Source organism: Pseudovibrio axinellae (genome assembly GCF_900110875.1).
In the GTDB taxonomy this organism is placed as follows: Bacteria; Pseudomonadota; Alphaproteobacteria; order Rhizobiales; family Stappiaceae; genus Pseudovibrio; species Pseudovibrio axinellae.
In genome coordinates this window covers 937,421-959,139 of the sequence record NZ_FOFM01000001.1, presented here as the reverse complement: position 1 = coordinate 959,139, position 21,719 = coordinate 937,421, and the positions used below count along the sequence as shown (strand labels likewise).

General features: G+C 50.6%; 20 protein-coding genes. 12 read left to right on the top strand and 8 right to left on the bottom strand.

Annotated features, from left to right (window positions below; translation table 11 throughout):
- Nucleotides 1-6: 6 nt before the first annotated feature.
- Entirely contained in the window at nucleotides 7-837 is an 831-nt protein-coding gene (locus tag BMZ51_RS04355) for a universal stress protein (protein WP_068010647.1), read from the bottom strand.
- Between the two features lie 448 nt (nucleotides 838-1,285).
- Between BMZ51_RS04355 and BMZ51_RS04350 the strand changes: the two genes are divergently transcribed.
- The 4 genes from BMZ51_RS04350 to BMZ51_RS04335 all read left to right on the top strand — a co-directional run bounded on the left by BMZ51_RS04350 (nucleotide 1,286) and on the right by BMZ51_RS04335 (nucleotide 5,456).
- Nucleotides 1,286-2,305 carry a C4-dicarboxylate TRAP transporter substrate-binding protein gene (locus BMZ51_RS04350; RefSeq protein WP_068010649.1) on the top strand — a complete coding sequence of 340 codons (1,020 nt, stop codon included), beginning with the start codon at nucleotides 1,286-1,288 and terminating at the stop codon, nucleotides 2,303-2,305.
- A gap of 72 nt (nucleotides 2,306-2,377) precedes the next feature.
- Nucleotides 2,378-3,106, top strand: coding sequence for a TRAP transporter small permease (locus BMZ51_RS04345; RefSeq protein ID WP_208979253.1), 729 nt, complete (start codon nucleotides 2,378-2,380; stop codon nucleotides 3,104-3,106).
- Nucleotides 3,103-4,470 (top strand): TRAP transporter large permease, encoded by a 1,368-nt coding sequence (locus BMZ51_RS04340; protein ID WP_068010651.1) that lies wholly within the window; start codon nucleotides 3,103-3,105, stop codon nucleotides 4,468-4,470. The genes BMZ51_RS04345 and BMZ51_RS04340 overlap by 4 nt, the downstream gene beginning before the upstream one ends.
- A 92-nt stretch (nucleotides 4,471-4,562) precedes the next feature.
- Nucleotides 4,563-5,456: a GNAT family N-acetyltransferase gene (locus BMZ51_RS04335; protein ID WP_068010738.1), complete on the top strand. Its 894-nt coding sequence runs from the start codon at nucleotides 4,563-4,565 to the stop codon at nucleotides 5,454-5,456.
- A gap of 24 nt (nucleotides 5,457-5,480) precedes the next feature.
- Here the strand turns inward: BMZ51_RS04335 and xseA are convergent, their stop codons facing one another.
- On the bottom strand, nucleotides 5,481-7,010 hold the full coding sequence (xseA, locus tag BMZ51_RS04330; RefSeq protein WP_068010653.1) for an exodeoxyribonuclease VII large subunit: 1,530 nt from the start codon (nucleotides 7,008-7,010) through the stop codon (nucleotides 5,481-5,483).
- A gap of 195 nt (nucleotides 7,011-7,205) precedes the next feature.
- Between xseA and BMZ51_RS04325 the strand changes: the two genes are divergently transcribed.
- From BMZ51_RS04325 to BMZ51_RS04315, 3 genes are all read left to right on the top strand, one after another.
- Nucleotides 7,206-7,934 carry a 16S rRNA (uracil(1498)-N(3))-methyltransferase gene (locus tag BMZ51_RS04325; protein WP_082825752.1) on the top strand — a complete coding sequence of 243 codons (729 nt, stop codon included), beginning with the start codon at nucleotides 7,206-7,208 and terminating at the stop codon, nucleotides 7,932-7,934.
- Between the two features lie 23 nt (nucleotides 7,935-7,957).
- Complete coding sequence (locus BMZ51_RS04320; protein ID WP_068010654.1) at nucleotides 7,958-9,793, top strand: adenylate/guanylate cyclase domain-containing protein; 1,836 nt, start codon at nucleotides 7,958-7,960, stop codon at nucleotides 9,791-9,793.
- 143 nt (nucleotides 9,794-9,936) lie between these two features.
- Complete coding sequence (locus BMZ51_RS04315) at nucleotides 9,937-10,548, top strand: hypothetical protein (RefSeq protein WP_068010656.1); 612 nt, start codon at nucleotides 9,937-9,939, stop codon at nucleotides 10,546-10,548.
- Nucleotides 10,549-10,723: 175 nt separating this feature from the next.
- Here the strand turns inward: BMZ51_RS04315 and BMZ51_RS04310 are convergent, their stop codons facing one another.
- Nucleotides 10,724-11,047 carry a DUF1127 domain-containing protein gene (locus BMZ51_RS04310; RefSeq protein ID WP_068010658.1) on the bottom strand — a complete coding sequence of 108 codons (324 nt, stop codon included), beginning with the start codon at nucleotides 11,045-11,047 and terminating at the stop codon, nucleotides 10,724-10,726.
- A gap of 194 nt (nucleotides 11,048-11,241) precedes the next feature.
- Here BMZ51_RS04310 and BMZ51_RS04305 point away from each other — a divergent pair, with 194 nt between their 5' ends.
- Entirely contained in the window at nucleotides 11,242-12,141 is a 900-nt protein-coding gene (locus BMZ51_RS04305; protein ID WP_068010660.1) for a LysR substrate-binding domain-containing protein, read from the top strand.
- Nucleotides 12,142-12,192: 51 nt separating this feature from the next.
- On the opposite strand, the gene BMZ51_RS04300 is transcribed toward BMZ51_RS04305, so the two are convergent.
- Complete coding sequence (locus BMZ51_RS04300; protein ID WP_068010662.1) at nucleotides 12,193-13,131, bottom strand: DMT family transporter; 939 nt, start codon at nucleotides 13,129-13,131, stop codon at nucleotides 12,193-12,195.
- Nucleotides 13,132-13,330: 199 nt separating this feature from the next.
- Nucleotides 13,331-14,515: a Na/Pi symporter gene (locus BMZ51_RS04295; protein ID WP_068010664.1), complete on the bottom strand. Its 1,185-nt coding sequence runs from the start codon at nucleotides 14,513-14,515 to the stop codon at nucleotides 13,331-13,333.
- A gap of 257 nt (nucleotides 14,516-14,772) precedes the next feature.
- Between BMZ51_RS04295 and BMZ51_RS04290 the strand changes: the two genes are divergently transcribed.
- The gene (locus tag BMZ51_RS04290; protein WP_208979302.1) at nucleotides 14,773-15,564 is read left to right on the top strand and encodes a substrate-binding periplasmic protein; all 792 of its coding nucleotides are present in this window, start codon (nucleotides 14,773-14,775) and stop codon (nucleotides 15,562-15,564) included.
- Between the two features lie 224 nt (nucleotides 15,565-15,788).
- Complete coding sequence (locus BMZ51_RS04285; RefSeq protein WP_068010668.1) at nucleotides 15,789-16,613, top strand: amino acid ABC transporter permease; 825 nt, start codon at nucleotides 15,789-15,791, stop codon at nucleotides 16,611-16,613.
- A gap of 26 nt (nucleotides 16,614-16,639) precedes the next feature.
- On the opposite strand, the gene BMZ51_RS04280 is transcribed toward BMZ51_RS04285, so the two are convergent.
- Entirely contained in the window at nucleotides 16,640-17,311 is a 672-nt protein-coding gene (locus tag BMZ51_RS04280) for a glutathione S-transferase family protein (protein WP_068010670.1), read from the bottom strand.
- Between the two features lie 198 nt (nucleotides 17,312-17,509).
- Between BMZ51_RS04280 and BMZ51_RS04275 the strand changes: the two genes are divergently transcribed.
- Nucleotides 17,510-18,490 (top strand): DUF2332 domain-containing protein, encoded by a 981-nt coding sequence (locus tag BMZ51_RS04275; protein ID WP_068010671.1) that lies wholly within the window; start codon nucleotides 17,510-17,512, stop codon nucleotides 18,488-18,490.
- Between the two features lie 78 nt (nucleotides 18,491-18,568).
- Here the strand turns inward: BMZ51_RS04275 and fbaA are convergent, their stop codons facing one another.
- Both fbaA and BMZ51_RS04265 read right to left on the bottom strand, forming a co-directional pair.
- The gene (fbaA, locus tag BMZ51_RS04270; RefSeq protein ID WP_068010741.1) at nucleotides 18,569-19,639 is read right to left on the bottom strand and encodes a class II fructose-bisphosphate aldolase; all 1,071 of its coding nucleotides are present in this window, start codon (nucleotides 19,637-19,639) and stop codon (nucleotides 18,569-18,571) included.
- 377 nt (nucleotides 19,640-20,016) lie between these two features.
- Entirely contained in the window at nucleotides 20,017-20,832 is an 816-nt protein-coding gene (locus BMZ51_RS04265; RefSeq protein WP_068010673.1) for a heterodisulfide reductase-related iron-sulfur binding cluster, read from the bottom strand.
- A 223-nt stretch (nucleotides 20,833-21,055) separates the two neighbouring features.
- Between BMZ51_RS04265 and nfsB the strand changes: the two genes are divergently transcribed.
- Complete coding sequence (gene nfsB / locus BMZ51_RS04260) at nucleotides 21,056-21,712, top strand: oxygen-insensitive NAD(P)H nitroreductase (RefSeq protein WP_068010676.1); 657 nt, start codon at nucleotides 21,056-21,058, stop codon at nucleotides 21,710-21,712.
- Nucleotides 21,713-21,719 lie beyond the last annotated feature (7 nt).

Here is a 21,719-nt window from a genome sequence, read left to right as displayed (position 1 = left end):
AGTGCATTAATGAGCCATGAGGACCGGAATAGTCATGGAATGGAGAATATCGCGGGTTGCTCCACCCACCAGATATTCACGCATACGGCTATGGCCATAGCCGCCCATCACCAACAGATCGACTGCATTCTCAGAGACGTAGTTCAGCAAAGCATCACCGACACTAATTGGTGGGTTGTTGATTACGTCAACGTTAATCTCTAGGTTGTGCCTTGCAAGATACGTTGCGATATCAGAACCTGGCTCGCCCTCAAGCGGTAGACCCTTGTTAATAATAACAATTGTTACCTGTTCCGCCATTTCAAGAATGGGAAGTGCAGCGTGCACTGCACGTGCAGCGGTTGCACTGCCATCCCAAGCGAGAACAACCTTGCTTGGCTTAAAATTGCCCTTGGAAATAAACGGGACAATCAATGTCGGCACGCCAGATTCAAAAAGCAGGCCCTCAATAAGCATTTCGCGCATCGGCTCAGGTGCGTCTGGATTGTCCTGCCCAATCACAACCATGTCGCTGAGACGGCAATGCCCCATGATTGAATCAAGATTGCCACCCGTGATGATCTCCTCTATCCGCGTTTCTGTGGAGATTGCGGCCAGCTTGGAGTAATTTTTGAACTTCTCGGTGGATGCCTTCGCAGCGTCGATAGCCTGATTTTTGGCAACCTGCAGATAATCAGTTGGCATTGGAGCTGCTAGAAAACCAGGTACAATTGGCTCAAACGCAAGCGCAAGACCTGTCGCATGTGCACCTGCCTGCCGCGCAAATTCCACAGCGACCTTGGAGGCTGTTTGCTCGCCGTTCAGATCCGTGATTGTAAGAATGTCCTTGATTGCCATAAGCCTATCTCCTTGCCCTCTATCTCTAAGCGATATGGGAGGTCGTCCCTGACTGAAATATTAGGCCAATATTACAGTTGTCGCTTTGATCCTTGTCAACCTTACACTTAGGGATAAGGTTCTGAAAAATAATGCAGTTTCAGTAATATTACATGTAAGGAGGTGTAAGGTAGCTCAGTTTCTACCTATAAAGGTATACTTGACGTTGTTATACTTTAGACAAAGAAGAGCCGCTTATAGGAGAAAAAATAGATATTCTATAGACTTGCTGCCTCCAAACATATTTTGGATTAGCAACCCTTGCGGCATGTGTATATTCACTAAATCTTCGATGATCCTAGGTTTATTACTGAGTAAATTATGATATTTCTGTTTGGTGACAGAGTTGTTGGAGTGGCCGGATTTGTGTTGTCTTCAAGAACGGTCATTCTTTTTCGGGAGTAGAATAATGAAAAATATTAAGGTTGCAACCGCTGTACTTGCAGCAACAATGGGCACCACATTCGTTGGTGAAGCTCTTGCTGCTGATGTCACTTGGAACGTATCACTTTGGGGCAAGCGTCGTGCATTTACAGAGCACGTAGAAAAGCTCTCTGAAGAGGTCGCCGCACGTACCAACGGTAAGTTTGAAATTAAACTGCATTATGGTGGAGCACTGTCTAAGTCTCGTGAAAACCTGGATGGCATTGCCATCGGTGCTTTCGAAATGGCTCAGTTCTGCGCATCTTACCACGCTGACAAAAACCCATCCCTGACAACCACTGATCTGCCGTTCCTGGGCGTGCCGGATCTGGAAACCCAGGTTAAAGTTGATTTTGCACTTTACAACCATCCTGCTGTTCAAAAAGACTTGGGCCGTTGGAACGCGAAGCTGCTGATGCCATCGCCAATGCCGCAGTACAACCTGCTTGGTAAAGGCGACGAGCCTGCAAAACTGGCAGACTTTGAAGGCATGCGCGTTCGTGCACTCGGTGGTATTGGCAACGCCATGAAAACCATCGGCGCTGTACCAACGTCCGTAACGGCTGCTGAAGCGTATCAGGCGATCGATTCTGGTACAGTTCAGGCCGTTGCTTTTGCACCGCATGCACATCTGTCATTCAAAACCATTGAAGCTGGTAGCTGGTGGACAGCCAACTTGAACCCTGGCACCGTCAGCTGCCCTGTTGTTGTGAGCACAGATGCCTACGAATTCTTGCCGCAAGAGTTCAAAACTGCACTGGACGAAAGCGTCGAGCCTGCAATCCAGCACTACCTGGACACCTATGCAAAGGTTTACGACAAGTTTTACCCGGCTCTAGAAGCAAGTGGCGTAAAGCAGATTACGTTCTCTGACGAAGAACTTGAAGCTTTCAAGTCTGTTGCTGGTAAGCCAATTTGGGACCAGTGGGTCAAAGATATGTCTGCTAAGGGTCTCCCTGCTGCAGAACTTCTGGCTCTGGTTCAAAATACAATTGCCGGCGAGTAATTGCCTCAGAACAGGCGCATCCTGATTTGGTGCGCCTTTTTGTTCTTCTGAGCAATGCTTGCGGGAGGGTTCATGAACCCTTCCGAAAATGAGCATGGCAAACATTCCTCTTACGAACGGGCTGCCAAAATGTCCAAACCAAACGGCCCTACATATCCGGCGTCGGATCTGGCCTATCTTCGCTTTAATGGAGCGCTGGGGAAAATAGAAAATCTATTTAACCTCATTGCCGCGACATCCATTCTTGTCTTGATGTTGCTAGCTGTCGTTCAGGTTGTTGGACGTAATCTGTTCAATCAGCCCGTACCCGGTTTTATTGATATTACAGAGCAAGCCATGGCGGTGTTTGCCTTTATGGGCATCGCCTATTGTCAACGTGTCGGCGGCCACATCCGCATGGAGCTGGTGATCGGTGTCTTTAAAGGCCGTGCCCAATGGATCGCTGAAGTTCTCGGCGTTCTTGCCGTTCTTGTTGTTGTTACTGTGTTGATCTACGGCTCGTATTTGCATTTTGACCGATCTTGGACCTTTGGCGACAGTACTATGGATATTTCCATCCCTACCTGGCCGTCCAAGATCGTCGTTCCCTGCGCGCTGGCCCTTTTATGGCTTCGCCTTGTGCTTCAGTTGTTTGGGTACAGCCGCCTTGTCATTGACCCGACTGCATCAGTCCTGGACCTGCCGCACGTGATGGATGCTGCAGCTCACGCAAGTGCTGAGATTGAGGAAACCTTCCATTCTGCTGAAAATGGTGAAGAGGGCCCAGAAATGGGAACACCCGCGCATGGAGGTGCGTCATGACCCCGTTTGATATCGGCCTTATTATGACAGGAGTATTATTGCTCCTCGTTGTTATCGGTGTTCGTGTTGCATTTGCTGCCGCCTTTGTCGGCATTGTGGGCATGATCGCGATCTTCTCCATGCGTATGGGATTTGAGCGTGGTGTTCTGACTGCGGCAAAAATGGCCGGCACCATCCCTCATTCCAAGTCAGTCACCTATGCGCTTTCAGTTCTGCCGACATTTATTTTGATCGGCTTTCTGGCGTATTACGCAGGTCTGACCAAGCAACTCTTCGAGGCAGCCAAGCGTTGGCTTGGTTGGTTGCCAGGTGGCATGGCGATCGGCACGGTCTTTGCTACAGCTGGCTTTGCTGCGGTTTCTGGTGCGTCAACAGCAACATCTGCTGTCTTTGCGCGTGTCGCTATTCCTGAGATGTTGGCAGCAGGGTATTCCAAACGCCTTTCTGCTGCTGTGGTTGCTGCTGGGGGAACACTGGCCTCTCTCATTCCACCAAGTGCGATCCTCGTGATCTATGCAATTTTGGTGGAAGAAAGCGTCGGTAAACTGCTGATGGCTGGCTTCCTACCAGGCGTTGTGTCCGTTCTTATCTATGCTGGGATCATCTATTTCATAGCTAAATGGTCCGGCGGCGCACCCGCGATTGGCGGCTACAGCTGGAAACAGCGCTTTGAATCAGTGCCAGGCACATTTCCGATAATTGGCGTGATCCTGATCATCTTCTGCAGCCTGTACTATGGCTTTGCAACGCCAACAGAAGCAGGCGCTTGTGGCGCGTTTGTCGTGCTTTTGGCCGCATTTTACAAAGGCATGCGCACCAAACAGCTCTTCCTAGCGCTTCATGAAACTGCAAAGCTGACCGTGATGATATTCACGCTCATTTGGGGCGTGCTGGTTTACGTGCGCTTCCTTGGTTTTGCTGGCCTTCCCGATGCATTCCGTGAGTTTATCGTCTCGTTGGATTTCCCACCGATGATGATCATTGTCTGCATCTTGCTCGGCTATGCCGTGCTGGGCATGTTCATGGATGCGATTGGCATGCTGGTGCTGACTTTGCCTGTTGTTTTCCCGGCAATCATGGCGCTCAATGGTGGGCTGGATGTCAGCGCAGCAGAAAGCACGCTTGGCATGTCCGGGGCGGCTTGTGCGATCTGGTTCGGCATCATCGTGGTGAAGATGGCAGAGCTCTGCCTGATTACACCGCCCATAGGGCTGAACTGCTTTGTTGTGTCTGGTGTTCGCCCTGATATTCCAGTTCAGGAAGTCTTCCGTGGTGCAACTCCGTTCTTTGTGGCAGACGTTTTGACAGTGGCGGTATTGGTGGCGTTCCCATCAATCATCACCTTCCTGCCATCCTTGATGTAAGCAGAACACAACGTGAGAAAAAGAAAACCCCGGTCAGTGGACTGGGGTTTTTTGTTTCCCCATACTTGCCAGCTCAAATGGGAGCGGTTGCAATGCAGATCAGAAAACTATCAAACGATGATGCCTATGCTGTAGAGGCGTTCTTGATGAGCCGAGCCTTTAGCTCCATGTTCTTACTGAGCAATATGGACAAGGCAGGCCTTGAGTATACAGGCGAGGCCTTTTCTGGAGAGTATTGGGCCGCTTATGACAAGGCGAATGAGATACAAGGCGTTTTTGCTCACTTCTGGAATGGAAACCTGATGGCCCAAGCGCCAGACCCAGAAGCAAGACAAGCTCTGACCACACATTTTTTAGCAAATGCAGAGCGTCCGCTCGCCGGAGTGCTTGGTGATAGTGAGCAGGCCCGCCCCATTCTGAACACTCTCAATTTGCCTGATCACGCCTTCAATACCAACCGCAGCGAAGGTCTTTATCAGCTTGAGTTGGATAAACTTCACCTCCCTGAAGGCGCCTCAAGCGCACGGTTTAAACTCATTAGCGCAGCTGAGGCCCAAAAGTCCTTGTTGTCTTCCTGGCTGAAAGACCACGAGCTGGAAGCCCTTGGTGCAGAGCCCACGCAAAAGCATGAGGAGCACATTCGCACTAGGGTAAAGCAGATGCAGGCTGGCCACAGTGCGTGGGTTTTACTGGATGAGGGGCAGCCGGTTTCTTTAAGCGGGTTTAACGCAACACTCCCTGAAATTGTACAGGTCGGTCCAGTCTGGACGCCTCCAGAACATCGCAGTCAAGGATATGCGAGAACAATCGTTGCTTTGACCCTGCAAGCAGCCAAAGAGAGAGGCGTGCAAAAGTCGGTCCTGTTCACCGACAACGCCGCAGCAGTCAAAGCTTACGAAGCAATCGGCTACCAACAAAACGGGTGCTTTCACTTGGCGTTGCTGAAGGAGCCATGGGATTTAAAGAACAAGATGGCTCTGGCTTAGAAAGCGGCAAGCTGCCCGATCGCTCTAAAACAAGCTACCTTGTGCGCCCGGGTCTGCGGGTTCTTTCTTTTTGCGAACAGGTTTCTTTGCTTGCTTCGCCTTGCTTAGCGCCACATGCTCATCCAACGATGTTGCAGGTGTAGGAACCACATCTGTTTCAGGTGCGCTTGCCTTAGCAGGTTTGTGAGGGGGTGGCGTTGGCATAACGCCGCCGCTATCGGCAACTGCACCGATAATCCCGCCTTTCATCTCCAGCTGCAACACTTGCCCGCCCTGTACCGCCTGCGCACTTGCCAATGGAACACCATCTGCATCACGTACCACAGCATAACCGCGATCAATTACACGCTCATAACTCAAAGAATTTAAAAGACCAGCAGAGTTGCTTAGTCTCAGGCGCTGCCGTTGGACCTGATTGGAAAAGGCTGCAATCGCACGAGCTTTTAAGACTTGGAGGCGCTCCGCTCCCTGAGAAATCTGTCGCTGCAAGGTAATAGGGCGAAGGCCAGAAGAAACGGCCGCCAGAGAATTGCGATGGATTTGGGTGTTTACCTTCAACCCATGCTCAAGACGGCCAGCCACCATATCAAACCGCTGCCGAGGCAGTGCAAGCAGATCGCGGGAAGCAGGAAGGGCTGCACTGGCGGCGCGCAACTCTGTCCGGCGTGCTTGCACAAGGCGCAAAAGACCTGTTGCGAGGCGGCGCGATAAGTCATCCACCTGTGCCGTCATTTCTGCTTTGACCGGAACGGCAAATTCTGCAGCACCTGTCGGTGTTGGCGCGCGCACGTCCGCCGCCAGGTCAATCAGCGTCCAGTCTGTCTCATGGCCAACAGCTGAGATGAGGGGTATTTGTGACTCAGCAGCAGCGCGCACAACTTCCTCGTCGTTAAAGCCCCACAAGTCCTCAATAGAACCACCACCACGGGCCACGATGAGCACGTCAGGGCGAGGAATATCACCGCCAGCTTCAAGCGCATTGAACCCACGGATACCTGCTGCAACTTCAGAGCCGCATGTTTCACCTTGCACACGTACAGGCCATACCAACACATGCAGCGGGAAACGGTCGCTGATACGATGAAGGATATCGCGAATAACCGCGCCGGTCGGTGAGGTGACAACGCCGATCACTCTTGGCATGCGCGGCAGAGCAACCTTGCGCTCTTCAGCAAATAAACCTTCTGCCGCTAGTTTCCGCTTGCGCTCTTCCAGCAAAGCCATCAATGCACCAGCGCCAGCAGGCTCCAGACTGTCAATGACCATCTGGTACTTCGACTGACCGGGGAACGTGGTGATCTTACCGGTTGCGATGACCTCAAGGCCTTGCTCTGGCTGTACTTTCAGCCGTGCCGCGTTGCCCCGCCAAATCAGGCCAGAAAGAACGGCCTTATCATCCTTCACATCCAGATAGATATGTCCTGATGCCGGTCGGCTGACACGGCCAAGCTCGCCTCGTACGCGGATATAGTCAAACTTATCTTCCACGGTGTGTTTGATTTCACCGGAGATTTCGGAGACGGTATATTCAGCAATGTTCGGGCGTTCAGACAATGTCAGGCTTCTTTCAGATGCAGCAAAATTAAACCAGTCTTACTTAGTGTAGACCGTGACCCTTGCAAAAGGGAACCACAAGACGCATTTCCTCCTGTTGAGACTTTAAGTTCTCACCAATAAATAGGTGCAGGCCAAGTGGTATCAGTCACGCGCTTGGCATATGGTGCCTCAATGTCCCACTATGAGTTTCGTATGCAACGCTTATTTGTTGATCAGGATCTGCGCAATGGCTTCCATTTGCAAGCAGACCGCGCCCAAGCCAACTATCTCCTCAACGTTTTGCGCATGAAGGAGGGGGGAGAAGTTCTCGTTTTCAATGGCAGGGATGGCGAATGGCGCGCCCAAGTCCTTCCAACCGGGCGCAAGGCCTGTCAGTTGATTGTCACCGAGCAAATGCGTGAACAAACACCTTTGCCGGATTTGGATTACCTATTTGCCCCGCTTAAACTTGCCCGGCTGGACTACATGGTTCAAAAGGCCGTTGAAATGGGTGCAGGTCGTTTGCGCCCGGTAATCACGCAGTTTACCCAAAACCCAAAGATCAAGCAGGAGCGCATGGACTCCAATGTGCTTGAGGCGTGCGAGCAGTGCGGTGTCCTGTCCATTCCATCGGTGATGGAGCCAACACAGCTTAAGAAGCTTCTCAGCACGTGGGTGCAGGAGGAAGGTGAACGCCAGATCATTTTCTGCGATGAAGGCCATGGCTCACTGAATCCAATTGACGCTCTCAAGGATGTTCCCAAAGCACCTCTGGCCGTGCTTATCGGGCCTGAGGGTGGCTTCTCAGAAGATGAGCGTGAGCTCTTGCAAAGCCTGCCGTTTGTTCATTCAATCCCGCTTGGTCCCCGAATTTTGAGGGCTGATACCGCAGCCGTTGCTGCTTTGGCCGTTGTTCAGGCAAAATTGGGAGATTGGCTCTAAGATACCTCCAAATGGAGGACGGTATGGACCGGAACGAAGACGCCACTCGCGCCCGAACAAAGCCGCAGTCAAAGAGTTCAAAGCGCCAAGGCTGGTCCGCCTGGCGCTTATCCATCTCTACTGTTTTCAGCATAGGCGCCGCCTTTTCACTGGCTTTGATTGGCGGAACAGTCCTTCTGTATGTCTCCAGCGCGGCAAACCAGCAAACAACCGCTATCATGCGCGAAACCGGTGCACTTATTGTGGGATGGGGCTTGGAAGTTGTCGAGGACTTCTTTGAAAGTGAGGAAAGGCTTGGCCTTCTGGTCGCCCAGATACTCTCTGACCCACTGGTGCACGAAGCTCCAGAAACACTGCGTGAGCAGCTGGTTACGATCCTATCACGCGAAACAAGCATCAAAAAGATTGCCTATACGTTTCCCAGTGGCCAGATGTTCAGTGCGCAGTTGGATGATGCAGATGAACCCATAAAGGAAACCTCAGTGCGCCCACCCAATGCGCAAGACATGCGCGAGGGGCATATGCACTGGTCCCAACCTTATTACGATAGCATGGCGGGCGAAACCTATATGGACCTGTCCGTTTACATCTCCAACCCCGTCGATAACACGATATCTCACCTTGAGTTGGCGTATCCGGTGACGTTGCTAGGCGGTTTGATGGAACGCATCAAATGGCGTCAGTCTCAGTCCCCCTTTATTCTGCTGGGTAAGGATCAGGTGCTTGCAAGTACAGAGCAAAAGTTCATCGACTTTAAGCCAAGTACTGCAAAACCAATTCCAACACTGTCAGATTTGAAGGGAACGCCGCTTAATTATATCTGGGATAAGAAAACCACCCGTGAATATATTGAGACCGCATATAATGCGCATATCGATAAAACACCGGAAGGCGATTATCTGTTTCTTTATGATGTGTTGGCGGAAAGCAGCCGGTTACCTCTTACTATCGGCAGTTATACGTTGGCTTCTGAATTCAGCAGCCCCTTTGAGAGCCTGCACAAGGTCTATCTCGGTGCCGCGGCTTTTCTTGCCGTTGGTGTGCTTCTCATGTTCCTGATTGGTCGCAGACTGGCAGACCCAATTGTGGCACTGGCTCATCAGGCGGTTGCGATCAAAAACCTAAATATGGAAGGCCTGAAAGCCCTGCCATCCTCACGCTTGCAAGAGATTGATGATGCGAACCAATCTTTCAACTCAGCCAGCGTTGCCATAAGTGCCTTTTCAAAATACGTGCCCAAAGATCTTGTCCGTGTTTTGTTAGAGCGAGACTTCGATGGCCTTTGCAACACTGAGCTGCGTGAGATGACTATTCTCTTTTCAGACATTGCGGGTTTTTCCAGTGTTGCCTCTAAGCTTACGGCAGAGGAGACCACCACGATGCTCAATACCCATTTTCAGGAACTTGCAGATTGCATAAGCCAGACCCGAGGCACAATCGACAAATACATCGGAGATGGGTGCATGGCGTTCTGGGGAGCCCCGGAAGTCATGAAGGACCATGCAGAAGCTGCCATTGATGCTGTTCGCTTAATTGCAGAAAAGCTGGAACACGACCTTGGAGACGATGAAGGGCCTCTCGCAAAACTAAGAGTTCGCATTGGTGTTCATACAGGAACGGTCGTTGTTGGAAATATTGGCGCTGTGGAGCGGCTGAACTACACAGTCGTTGGGGATGTGGTCAATGTTGCAGCCAGACTTCAGGAGCTGGGCAAGAAAATTGACCCCAAGGCGCAGGTTATTGCGCTGGCCACTGATGAAACCGTCCGGGAACTGAAAGACAAATCCGATGTAAAACATCTTGGTGATTTCAAGTTAAGAGGGCGGGATGAAGCCGTCGATGTTTACCGCATCGTTTAAGGAACGCTCAGCTTTGCTAGGAGTTTCAATAAAATGGAACTCATGGTCATAATATTTACAAATATTACATCCAAAACGATCAAGATGAATCAACGTATATTGGGTGGTAAATAGCCGCCATAAGCTTGTGAGCGGGAAGCCAAATGACAGAACATTCCAATAATAACATGTTTTCTCTTATGGAAGTACTTAGTCAAAATCAGGCGAAAGCCTACCAAGACTATTTTCAAAATGGCCATGCCTTTCTTCCATTTATGCAGCCTCAAAAAACACCTGCACCACAGCCTTCCAAAACAGCTAGTGAAACGCCAAAGCTTCCAGATATGAATTTCACTGACCCTGCAAATTGGCAGCAAATGACGGGTGGTTCACAACAAGCAATGCTCACATATCTTATGACTGTGCTTGCCAGTGACAAAAACATCAGTTTAGCCGTGCAGCGTCACTTTAAGCGCAAAGATGCAATGAATATCGACAGTTGGATGGAGTTGATGCCCGTTCTACTGGCATTATTGCAGGGCAAAATGCTTATGAATTATCTCGTCGGCCCGCAAAAGGTGATGATGGAAGCGTTCCTCAAAGGCTTTGCAAAGGGTTGTCCAGATCTAGGCTCTGAAACAAAAAATGCAGAAGATCAAACACGCAGTGCCCAGGAAGTGTTCTGGTCGCAGATGATGCCAGCGGAAAACCCTGTGTTGGATTTTTGGACTAAGGCGTTTCAAAGCACCATGCCGAGCACTCATCGTAAGGTGTAAAGCACACAAGCCTTAGGTCTCTAGGCTGATGCGAGCTGGTTGTCTATCCAGCCAAGAAGAACTGATCTTTTCAGCAAAAAAAGGCCTGCAAAAATGCAGGCCTTTTAGGTGGTGGGCAATGGAATCTTGGCAGTTCAAGTAGGGGCGAGCTGCCAAAAAGAGGCTCCCACAATTTTTATATGTGACGGCGGCGCTTTTCGAGTTCCGCACAGCGGCGCTCGCGGGCACGGGCGCTTAGGTGCCAGCTCGGGTCGTGGCCATCACTCGCAGAAAGAGCACTGTGCACATCAGCGCGCGTAATTCCAATATCCTCTAGCATCCGGTCTTCAAGGCCAGCCAGTTCAATCATGGCACGGCGATCCTGATAGTGTTTCCAAAGCTTCATTGGGATCGCTACCAGCACATGCAAGGTGTGCGAAAGAGTAAGCGGTTCAAACGTGCCTGCGTTTGCGCGATTGGCATTGCGAAATTCAGAAGGGGTAGGGAATGCAAGCGTCATGGTACTACTCTCCCGTTCGGATAAGCGGCTCACACTATCCGGTCTAACTGGTCTAGAGGTTTGTAAACAAAGGGAACTGTTTCGTTCTGTCAGTCAAATATCACCTAAAAGTTGTAGGCAAACAAGAGAATGTTTTTGATTGAAATTCATTCAAGATCGTGATCAATTGATCATGATCAAGCCGGAGGGAAGCTATGCCATATTCGATTGATGTTGATCAGCTGAGAACATTTCTAGCCGTTGCAGAATTGGGAAGCTTTACCAAGGCTGGGGATGCAGTGCATAAAACCCAATCCGCTGTTTCTATGCAAATGAAGAAGCTTGAAGAGCGTATCGGGCAACCGATTTTTGTTAAGGACGGACGTAACTCTAGGATAACCGAGCACGGAAGACGTCTTGTTGAATATGCAAGACGAATGATTACTTTGAACGACGAAACGCTCTCTGCGTTTCATGAGCCAGAGGTGGCTGGTCGCATTCGGTTAGGTTTGCCTGACGATTACGCAGAACGCCTATTGCCACAAGTACTTGCAGCATTTAACAGGTTGAACCCTTGTATTAATCTGGATGTGGAATGCTCCAGTTCCAATGAGATTGGTCGGCGAATCCAGAAGGGAGAGCTGGATGTTGGTATCGTAACGAGCGGTGACTGTTCTTCTCTGCCGGGTCAGATTGTACGCCGCGAACCGTTGCAATGGGTGGGATCGCGTGAACATATCGTTCATGATCAACGCCCTCTACGCCTTGCTGTTGGCCCAACCACCTGTTCGTGGAGGAAAGATGGTATTGCGGCGCTCGATCAGCAGAAAATCCAACATCAAGTTGTATATACCAGCTCAAGCGCAGCTGCGCTTTCTGGTGCAGTCAATGCAGGTCTCGCTATCGCGATCTTGCCTGCCAGCGCGTTGCGACAGGGTCAGCGGATTTTGGGAGAGAAAGAGGGTTTGCCGCCACTTCCTCCTTGCGACATTACAATTATCCGCTCGCCGGTGGCAATTGAACCAGTTCATGATGCACTCTGTCATCACATCGTAACTTCGATTGGCAATGTCTCGATTGAGTATAATGATGCCCTAGCAGAAGCCGCAGAATAAGCGGCTTCTGGTCAACAGAGTATAAGGTCCGCTGCCAAATAAGCACCGGGCCTATTTTTTGGCAGAACGGCTCAAAACAATCCAGTTTCCGCTGAGCGCACAGAGCAGGCCAAGAATTGACGTTATGGTCCAAACGTAGCCTTCCATGACCGTGGAAACTCCAAGCGCAACAATTGGGAACATCACCGTGGCATACCCCGCCCGCGCAGAGCCGATCCGGCTGAGCAAGGTGAGATAGGCACCAAATGCAATGATGGAGCCGACGACTACCATGTAAAGAAGACTTAGTAGGAACTCTGGGGTAAACGGCACCTCAAAGTTGGCACCCGATAGATAGCCATTCACACCAAGTAAAACGGTTCCGTAGACCATGCCCCACGCGCTGGCGGAGATGACCGAGATATTCTGGGAGGTTGCTGTCGATGAGACGATGTTGCCGAAGCAAAAACTCAAGGTCCCCAAAGCACATAGCCCGAGCCCCCAAAGAGCGGCAATGTTCCACGTGCTGCCAGCGATTTCTTGATAAAACATCAGGCAAATTCCCAGAAATCCAAGCAAAGCACCAAGTAAGATTGCCCCGCTCACCTTTTGTCTGAAGAGCACAAAACCAAGCACGATATTAAAGACCGAAGCAAGAGAGAAGATGACGGAAAGCAAGCCCGACGGCAGTTCGCGTGACCCATGGTAGAACAAAAGAAAGTTGGATGAGAAGAGCAGGAAGCCAAGTGCGGCAAAGAGAAGGTGGGCGCGCAATGGGAATGCGATCTTATGGCCACCAAACTTGGCCCAGCCCCACATCAAAAAGGTTGCGAATAAAAACCGCCAGAACAAAGCAACCTCAGGCGCAATAACGGCTTGCAATTTGAGGGCGTACCAACTGAAACCCCATGCAAACACGGTCACTGCGTAAAGAAAATAATCGAACATGCTAAGCGCATGTGGGGAGGGTGCAAGAGCTCCCACAGAATCGATCTGGTTTGCATTTGCCATGCATTATATCCGCTATGCTATCTATATACGAAGGCTGTCCTGCACGAGTTGCCACCAAGAATCAAATGAATAAATGTCATCAAATTATTTGATATATTGATGTGTTCAGGGAAGCATAACGGTTGCGTTGGCAGTGCCCTGAAGAAGTTGTCCGCGCCCTATGCGGGCAGGCGTCCAAACTAGGAGATCTCTTCCTAGTTTATCTGCTCAGAAGGAAGATACCCAGAGCTGGAACCAGGAAGAAAATGCCAATCACATAAGTGGTCGCAACAACAAAGCGCCGCGAGCCGAGGTCGCCAACATATTCGGCAAGTTGGACCGGCAAGTACCGCAGGAATGGCAAGCTGTAGATCAACAGTACACCGAGCAGGTTATAAACCAGATGAACGATGGCAATCTCGAAGGCAAGCTCCCGTTGACCAGTGACAGCAAACGCGGCAAGGATCGCAGTCAGACAAGTGCCCACATTGGCACCCAGTGTGAAGGGGTAAACCTGTTTGGTTGTCAAAACGCCAGAACCTGCAAGTGGAACAAGCAAGCTGGTCGTGGCAGATGAGGACTGCAGCAGCAGTGTTGCGAAGAGGCCAGTAATGATGCCGGAGGACGGCGCTGCTGTGCTCATCTTTTCAGTTAGGCGGCGCGCATGATTGGCCAGCAACAACTTCAACAATTGGCTGACAAAGGTGATGCTGACAATCAGCATGACAAAACCAATGGCAGCGACCATAAGCCCATTCCAGGGCTGCATTAAACCAGAGGCCAGTGCTTTGATTTCTTCAATCAAGGGGTCGGTCAACGCGTTGATGAAATTAAAATTTGCTGTAAGGATTCTGTCTGTGGGCGCAAATGCAGACAGTAATTCGCCCACGAAGACCGCGATTTTCTGAAGAAACCCGAAAGCGATCTCTAGCGGTAAAAAGATCAGCAGGCAAATGAGGTTAAAGGCATCATGCACGGTCGCGGCACTGAAAGCACGCTTGAAGTCTGAGCGATCTCGCGCATACCCCAAACTCACGAAGGTATTGGTAAGGGTCGTCCCGAAATTAGCGCCAATGACAATTGGAACCGCGATGGAAATTGGAAGGCCAGCAGCAACAAGGCCCACCAGGATGGATGTGGTGACAGAAGAGCTTTGCACCAGCGATGTGGTCAAGATGCCCACAAAGACCCCGGCAATCGGGTTGGTGGCATAAGAGAAAATCTGTTCAGCGGTTTTTTGACCAACGGCGAGGAAACCAGCTTCAATGAGGCCAACGGCACAAAGAAGAAAATAGATCAGGAATCCCACGGAGATCCAGTTCAGCACACGAATGCCGAGTGGCATGTGATGCTCATCGTCGTGAAATGGCTCGTCGTTGTTCAGGGAATCTTTTTGCACCGACATATCCGTCTATAAAAGTTCACCACGACATTTAGCCGTATCGTCTAACACCAGTGAGTTTGTCACCAAAATACCAAGGCTTTCGTTGACCGCCTCTACATTTGCGGAGTAGATAATCGGGCCGACTAAGGTATTTTACCGGTCGGCCACCCGCATCCTATTGCTCACAGATCGGCAAGCTGTCAACATCCGCTGGGTGCGATTCTGCCAGTTTTTTCTGCGCGGTGGCCAAATTTTCCTTGGAGGGGACATACCCGATGATGAAGAAATTTAAACTAGCGATAGCAACTCTTGCTCTTTCCGCAGGCTTTGGGGCAGCCGTTTGTGCATCAGACCTACCAGATCTGCAAGGACGTACGGTTGTTGCGGTGACCGAAAATGCATATGCGCCTTTGAATTTTGCAAACCCGAAAACCGGTGAGGGCATCGGTTGGGAGTATGACGCATTCAACGAGATCGCAAAGCGCCTCAACCTGAAGGTGGATTGGCGTCTGGCATCCTGGGACACCATGATTGAAGCGGTGCGTCAGGGGCAGTTTGATGTTGGCATGGATGGTATCAACATCAATGAGGAACGTGAAAAGCAGATCGACTTTACTGATCCTTACATGACCTCTGAAATGTTCATGCTGGTGCGTGCTGATGAAAATCGTTTCAAGAGCACAAAAGCCTTTGCAAGTGATCCCGAACTTCTCATTGGCGCACAGCCAGGGACCACAAACTTCTACACTGCAGTTTACGCGGTATTGGATGGCGATGAAAACAACAAGCGTATCCGGCTGTTCGAAACATTCGGCGCCTCCGTTATGGGTCTGCACTCTGGTGATGTGGATATGGTTTTGATGGATGCAACGAGTGCTGCTGGGTACATGGGTGCATCCCCAAACAGCTTTAAAGTGGTTGGAAGCTCGGTTTGGTCGGAAGATTTCGGCTTTATTTTAACGCCGGGTTCTGACCTGCGTGAGCCAATTAACGCTGCACTGGCTGCCATGCATGAGGATGGCACGATTGATCGCTTGAACCAAAAATGGTTTGTTGACTATAAGTATTAAAACTAACGTAGATCCAGAAAAGTATGGGCCGATTTTACTTCAGGATATGCCTACTTACTAGTCGCAGGAGTAAGCTGCGGGCGTGAAAACAAACGCAGATTGCTCAAGGCTCATATTCCAATGAACTTAGCGGGTGAAAATGACCCGCTCTTTCATTTGCGGGTACGATACTGGATTTCAGCTCCTTACCAGCAGTTTCAAAGAAGAGAGTTAAAGGAACGACGATGGGCATGCGTTCTGCCACAAAATCCCGATTGGATAAGCTTCCATGGTGGTTGCTGGCATCTATTGTTTTTGCTGTTTTTTTTCTTTGGCTGATTGCTGAAAATGGTGACTACCGGCAGATATTTATGATCCTCTTCAAAGGGGTCGGTATCACACTTTTTGTCACTTTTATCTCATTCAGCATTGCAAGTGTTTTAGGCCTTATCGTTGCCATCGGCCGTGGCTCCAAGCACCGCACTATCCGCGAAATCAGTTCGTTTTATACCGAGATACTGCGCGGCGTACCGATGCTGGTGCTGCTCTTTTACATTGCTTTTGTTGGCGCACCCCAGCTCGTTGCACTTTACAATTGGGTGATGAGCCCTCTGATCGAATGGGACATCATTGACAGGATGCGGGTGCGAGACCTCTCCATGATATGGCGGGCGATTATTGCTCTTTCCATTGGCTATTCCGCCTTTATTGCAGAGATTTTCCGGGCAGGCATTGAAAGCGTTGATGACGGGCAGATCGAAGCAGGCCGGGCGCTGGGGATCTCCAGATGGCATACCTTTCGCTTTATCACTGGTCCGCAGGCGTTCAAGAATATACTGCCGCCATTGGGCAATGACTTCATTGCCCTCATTAAAGATAGTGCCCTTGTTTCAGTGCTTGGCGTGCAAGACATCACGCAGCTCGGCAAGATATATTCCGCCTCTACGTTCCAGTTTTTTGAAACCTACAACGTGGTTGCGTATCTCTACCTTGTGATGACAGTCTCGCTGTCTCTGGTCGTTCGTGGTTTGGAGCGCCGTCTGAAAAGAGCCTTTGAGAACGAAGCTTAAAGGGGGCTTAGAGCGCTCCTATGGTCTCACGACCCAAAAGGGGTGAAACCGCCACTCCTTTCCAACGCAGAGAGAAAGGCCGGGCGCTCCCGTACTCTCTTAAGGTAGGCCTTTATGCGCGGAAAGCGGTCACCAAAGCCGATGCGAACTTCTGATAGGATCAAAGCATGCCCCAGCAACGTATCCGCTGCGGTCAAATTGCTTCCGGCGATCCATTCTGAGTGCCCTAACTCTTCCTCTATATAGGCAAACAACCGTTCAAGGCGTGGCTCAAGGAAACTTGCACGGACTTTCCCCGTAATCAGGGAAACAAGGGGCCTGATGAAAAAGGGGGATTTGGAATCCATCATATTGAAAATCAGGCTATCAGTTAAGAGTGGTGTGAAACTTCCCGGTACCGCGTGAAACCAGAAAAGGTAGCGCACCCGCTCTGGTGTCCCTGCTTCAGGTCTCATCGTTGCACTCGGGTGTTTGTCCAAAATGTAATCTATAATTGCGTTGGTCTCCGCCAGAACAAGCTCTCCATCAGAGATAGTGGGCGAAGTACCAATCGGGTGTAGGCCACGATAGTCGACCGGTGCAAGCCCTGTTTCCGGGTCTCGTTTATACTGCCTGATTTCATAGGGAACGCCCAGCTCCTCAAGCAACCAAATCACGCGAAAGCTCTGAGAATTCTCCAAATTATGAACTGTAATCATGTCCGCCCCTCTGCTGAATTCCTATGGAACCCTTAAGACTTAAGTATATTTGCTAAAAATTCGACCTGTAAAATATCATGAAGCAATGGCTCTGAATAACAATCATATATTGAATTTTAGATTTCTGGCGACAAAGGGCACATGTTCAGCAGCCTGAAGAAATTGCAGAGAGTATATTTAAGATAAGGAATTGCAGAGATGGCAGTATTAGACCACACGCTTGAACATCGTTATCTGGGTTTTGCTTCCTATGAGGCTAGAGACAACTCGCCAACCTATGAACGATGGGCACACCATATTGCGGGGTCTCCAGAGTATCACGAGTTCCTTGCAGCACTGCCGGAAGCCAAGCAACAACCCAACCTGCTCTTTGCCGCGATCAGATGGGTGATGGGCCGAATTCCCGAAGTCTCCGAGCTAGAGGAGGCCCTGCGCAATCATGCGCCTGTAATCAGGCAGGAAATGATGAACCGCAGCACGCAGACCAACGAACCCGGTCGATGTGCAGCGCTGCTTCCGCTTCTGGCCCGCCTCCCTCAACCTCTTGCACTGATCGAAGTCGGCGCCTCTGCCGGTCTCTGCCTGTTTCCCGATCTTTACGCCTACGACTACAACAGCGGCGTTCATCAGCTCGGTCAGAACCCTGCCGCACCTGATACGCCAGTGTTGCAATGCGCTGTGGGCGGAAATGCACCTCTGCCAATGAAGCGGCCAGACGTTGTCTGGCGTGCTGGGCTGGAACTGAACCCGTTAGACCTTCAAGATGACGATACAGTCCAATGGCTGCAAACGCTCATCTGGCCGGGGCAGGAGGCGCGCCTCGACCGCCTGCAAAAAGCCATTGCAGTGGCCAAACAACACAAGCCTCAGCTCATCAAAGGTGACCTTCTTGACGATCTGCCAGCCCTGCTGGAGCAGGTTCCTATTGGTACCACGCCAGTCGTCTTCCATAGCGCTGTCCTCGTCTATGTGCGCGACACCGACAAACGCGACGCCTTCGTCAACATGATGCTGGACTCAAACGCCCATTGGATCTCCAACGAAGCTCGCAGCGTATTTCCTCGCTTCGCCGCAAAGGTCGCCGAACCCCACCCAGCAGGCCGCTTCCTCCTTTGCGAAAACGGCAAGCACCGCGCATGGACTGGGCCTCACGGTCAGTCGATTGAGTGGATCGGATAATCTGCCACGTGTCCAATCACAACAAAAGAGCCCGGCACACATGTACCGGGCTCTTTAATCTCATAAAAGCAGTTTAGCTTACTGGCAAAGGCTCTTGCCAATACACTCAAGGTCTTCACAAGCTTCCTTCAGGCGATCAACAATGCCCAGCTCGCCTTCACGCAGCCATTTGCGCGGGTCGTAAGCCTTCTTCGTTGGAGCGCCGGTTTCCGGGTCGATCTGGTACTGGAAGGCGTTCGCATTGGCTTGCACATAGGCACCAACACGCTCGGAAAACGCGAACTGTGTGTCAGTGTCGATGTTCATCTTGAACACACCGTAGTTTAGGCTCTCTGCAATCTTGGATTTCTCAGAACCGGAACCACCGTGGAACACCAGCGCCAGCGGGTTTTCACCCAGCTTATGGGTTTCGCTCACGAGCTTCTGGCTTTCGCGCAAAATTTCTGGACGAAGCTTTACGTTGCCCGGTTTGTAAACGCCGTGCACGTTACCAAACGAAGCTGCAACGGAGAAGTGGCCAAGCGGATTGAGGCGGTCATAAGCCTGCAAAACGTCTTCTGGCTGGGTGTAAAGCTTAGGATTATCTGCGCCAATGTCTTCATCAGAGCCGATACCGTCTTCTTCACCACCGGTCACGCCCAGTTCGATCTCAAGGCTCATCTCAAGAGGAGCCATCATCTTCAGCAGGCGTTCGCTTTCAGACAAGTTGAACTCGATGTCTTCTGCAGAAAGGTCCAGCATGTGAGAGGAGAACAAAGGCTTGCCGTGTGCTTTGTAAAACTCTTCACCGTGCTTGATGAGTTCTTCCAGCCATGGGATCAGGCTCTTGTCCGCATGGTCAGTGTGAAGCACAACGCCTACACCATAGTGCTCTGCCAGCAGGTGCACATGCTGTGCCGCCGCTACGGCACCAAGCACTTTTGCCTGAAAGCCGTCTTTGATGCCCTTACCGGCATAGAACTGAGCACCACCATTGGAAAGCTGAATGATAATATCTGTTTTGTTTGCAGCTGCTGCTTCAAGAACTGCGTTGACGGAGTCTGTTCCAACAACGTTTACCGCAGGCAATGCATATTTGCCTGTCCGGCATGCTTCAATCAGGGTTTTATAGTCTTCACCAAAGATGACGCCCGGCTTGAGCTTTCCCATTTCTATAGGCTCCCGTTTAACAGCAGATAACGCGTATTCCCGAAAAGTGGACACTGGTTCTCGCTCAAGAATACGCAAAAATAAAGGCTTCAAACACTCTGCACGATCCTGTTGGATGGCAAACTGCTTGTGAGAAGCGAAGTGCCTCTCAATGTGCACTGGCACCATGGCCGAACCATGGCTTGCCCAGTTGCCGCGCACACTACTCAGCAATACGCAGAACTACAACATTTCTATGGTTGGTCTGCCTAATTTAATGGATTTAAGCACGAAATCCCTGTTCCTACCTAGTAATTCCAATCACGCAGAATTCGTATTTTTCACAAGGTTTTAAACTCTCGGGCAAATCAAACCGCGATTTTACCAATGTTTGGGAATCAGAAAAGCGATTGTCCAGCCATTGCGCGCGCACTAATTCCTATGGGCATGGAGCCTAGGTCACCGGCCAGCACTTCCAAAACAGGGCGCAGTTCGATTGCTGATCCAAATTTGCGCAGATGGCTGGACAGCTCCATCAAAAGCGCAAGGTCTGTCGAAACCAATGTGCCAGCCCCGCAAGAGCGAACTGTACGCAGCACACCGTCCAAACCTTTGCTTCCAAGCTCTGGTGAAATTGTGCCATCTGGTGCGCCGTCGACCTGCGAGGCACAGATCTGCGGCAAATCAACAATGTGCGCCTGCTTCATTTGCCCAAGTAACAGGCGTGAGGAGACCTGACTGCCAAAAAGATTTGGTTCTCCAGAAACATCGAGAAACGCTATGCTACCCGTAAATTCCGAGAGGGCCTTTAAAGCAAACGGTGATGCCAGCACAAGGTCAGATACCTCAAAGCAGCTCTTGCGAAACCGGTTGGCGTGTGTCGCTAGTTCCTCTGATTGCTCACCAAGGAGAGAAGGGTAAGCCCGGTCAAAAACCGCAGCGCAAAACGGCGAGAGTACGCCAACAAAATCATAGTGACCAAACTGAGAAATGACCTGCTTGGCCATATCCTTTGCATCCTCCGGTTCACCGGAGCGGAGCGAGATAAGGCCACAACAGTTTTGAAGGGGAGGAACTTCTACGATGTATCCTGCTTTTTCAAGCAGATGTACGCCCGCTTTGATCAAGGAAGGCCGGAACAGGTTTGTCGTACACGACACAAACAAACCGACCCGCGCGTCTTTTTTAAATTTGGGGCGTCTCTGTTTGGCCATGAATACTGGAAATCCTGTAATCTCAGAGCAACACAAAATTTCAATCGATGTTATCTGCGTGCCATAATTTTAAACAGACCGCAATGCTCCTTCAGCAGTGAGGGCCATGCTCATAAAGTGCATATGGCACATGAAAAATTGGCGCCCTGCATACTTGTTTAAGAAAAACTTATTGTTATTTATCAGCTAAGATCTCCAAAAGACAATAAATCGGAAAATAAGAATGAACGTGAAAGATGTTGCACTAAGCCGCTACTCAACAAAGGCGTTTGACCCGACCAAGCGCGTTTCGGCTGAGCAGTTCGACCACATCAAATCCCTGCTGCGCTTCAGCCCGTCCAGTGTGAATACGCAGCCATGGCACTTTATCATCGCAGATACGCAAGGTGGGCGCGAGCGCGTCTCTAAAGGCACGCAAGGCATGTTTGCCTTCAACAACGCCAAGGTTCTCAACTCCTCTCACGTCATCGTATTCTGCGTTAAAACTGAGATTTCGGATGAGTATCTGACACGCATTTTAGAAGCAGAAGAAAACGACAAACGCTTTACAGATCCGGCAGTCAAGGAAACCGTCAAAGCAGGGCGTTCCAAGTTCGTTGGTATCCACCGCGACGAGCTGAAAGACGCAGACCACTGGATGGAAAAGCAGGTCTACCTGAACATGGGAACCGTGCTGCTGGGCGCAGGTGCGCTGGGCATTGATGCAGTGCCAATCGAAGGTGTGGATGCACAGGCTCTGAACGAAGAATTCGGCCTGATTGAAAAGGGCTACCGCGCTGTTGCTTTGATCGCGCTTGGTTACCGTCATGAAGATGACTTCAATGCAGCCTTGCCAAAATCACGTCTGCCAGAAGACGAAATCATCACACAACTGGCCTGATCAAACC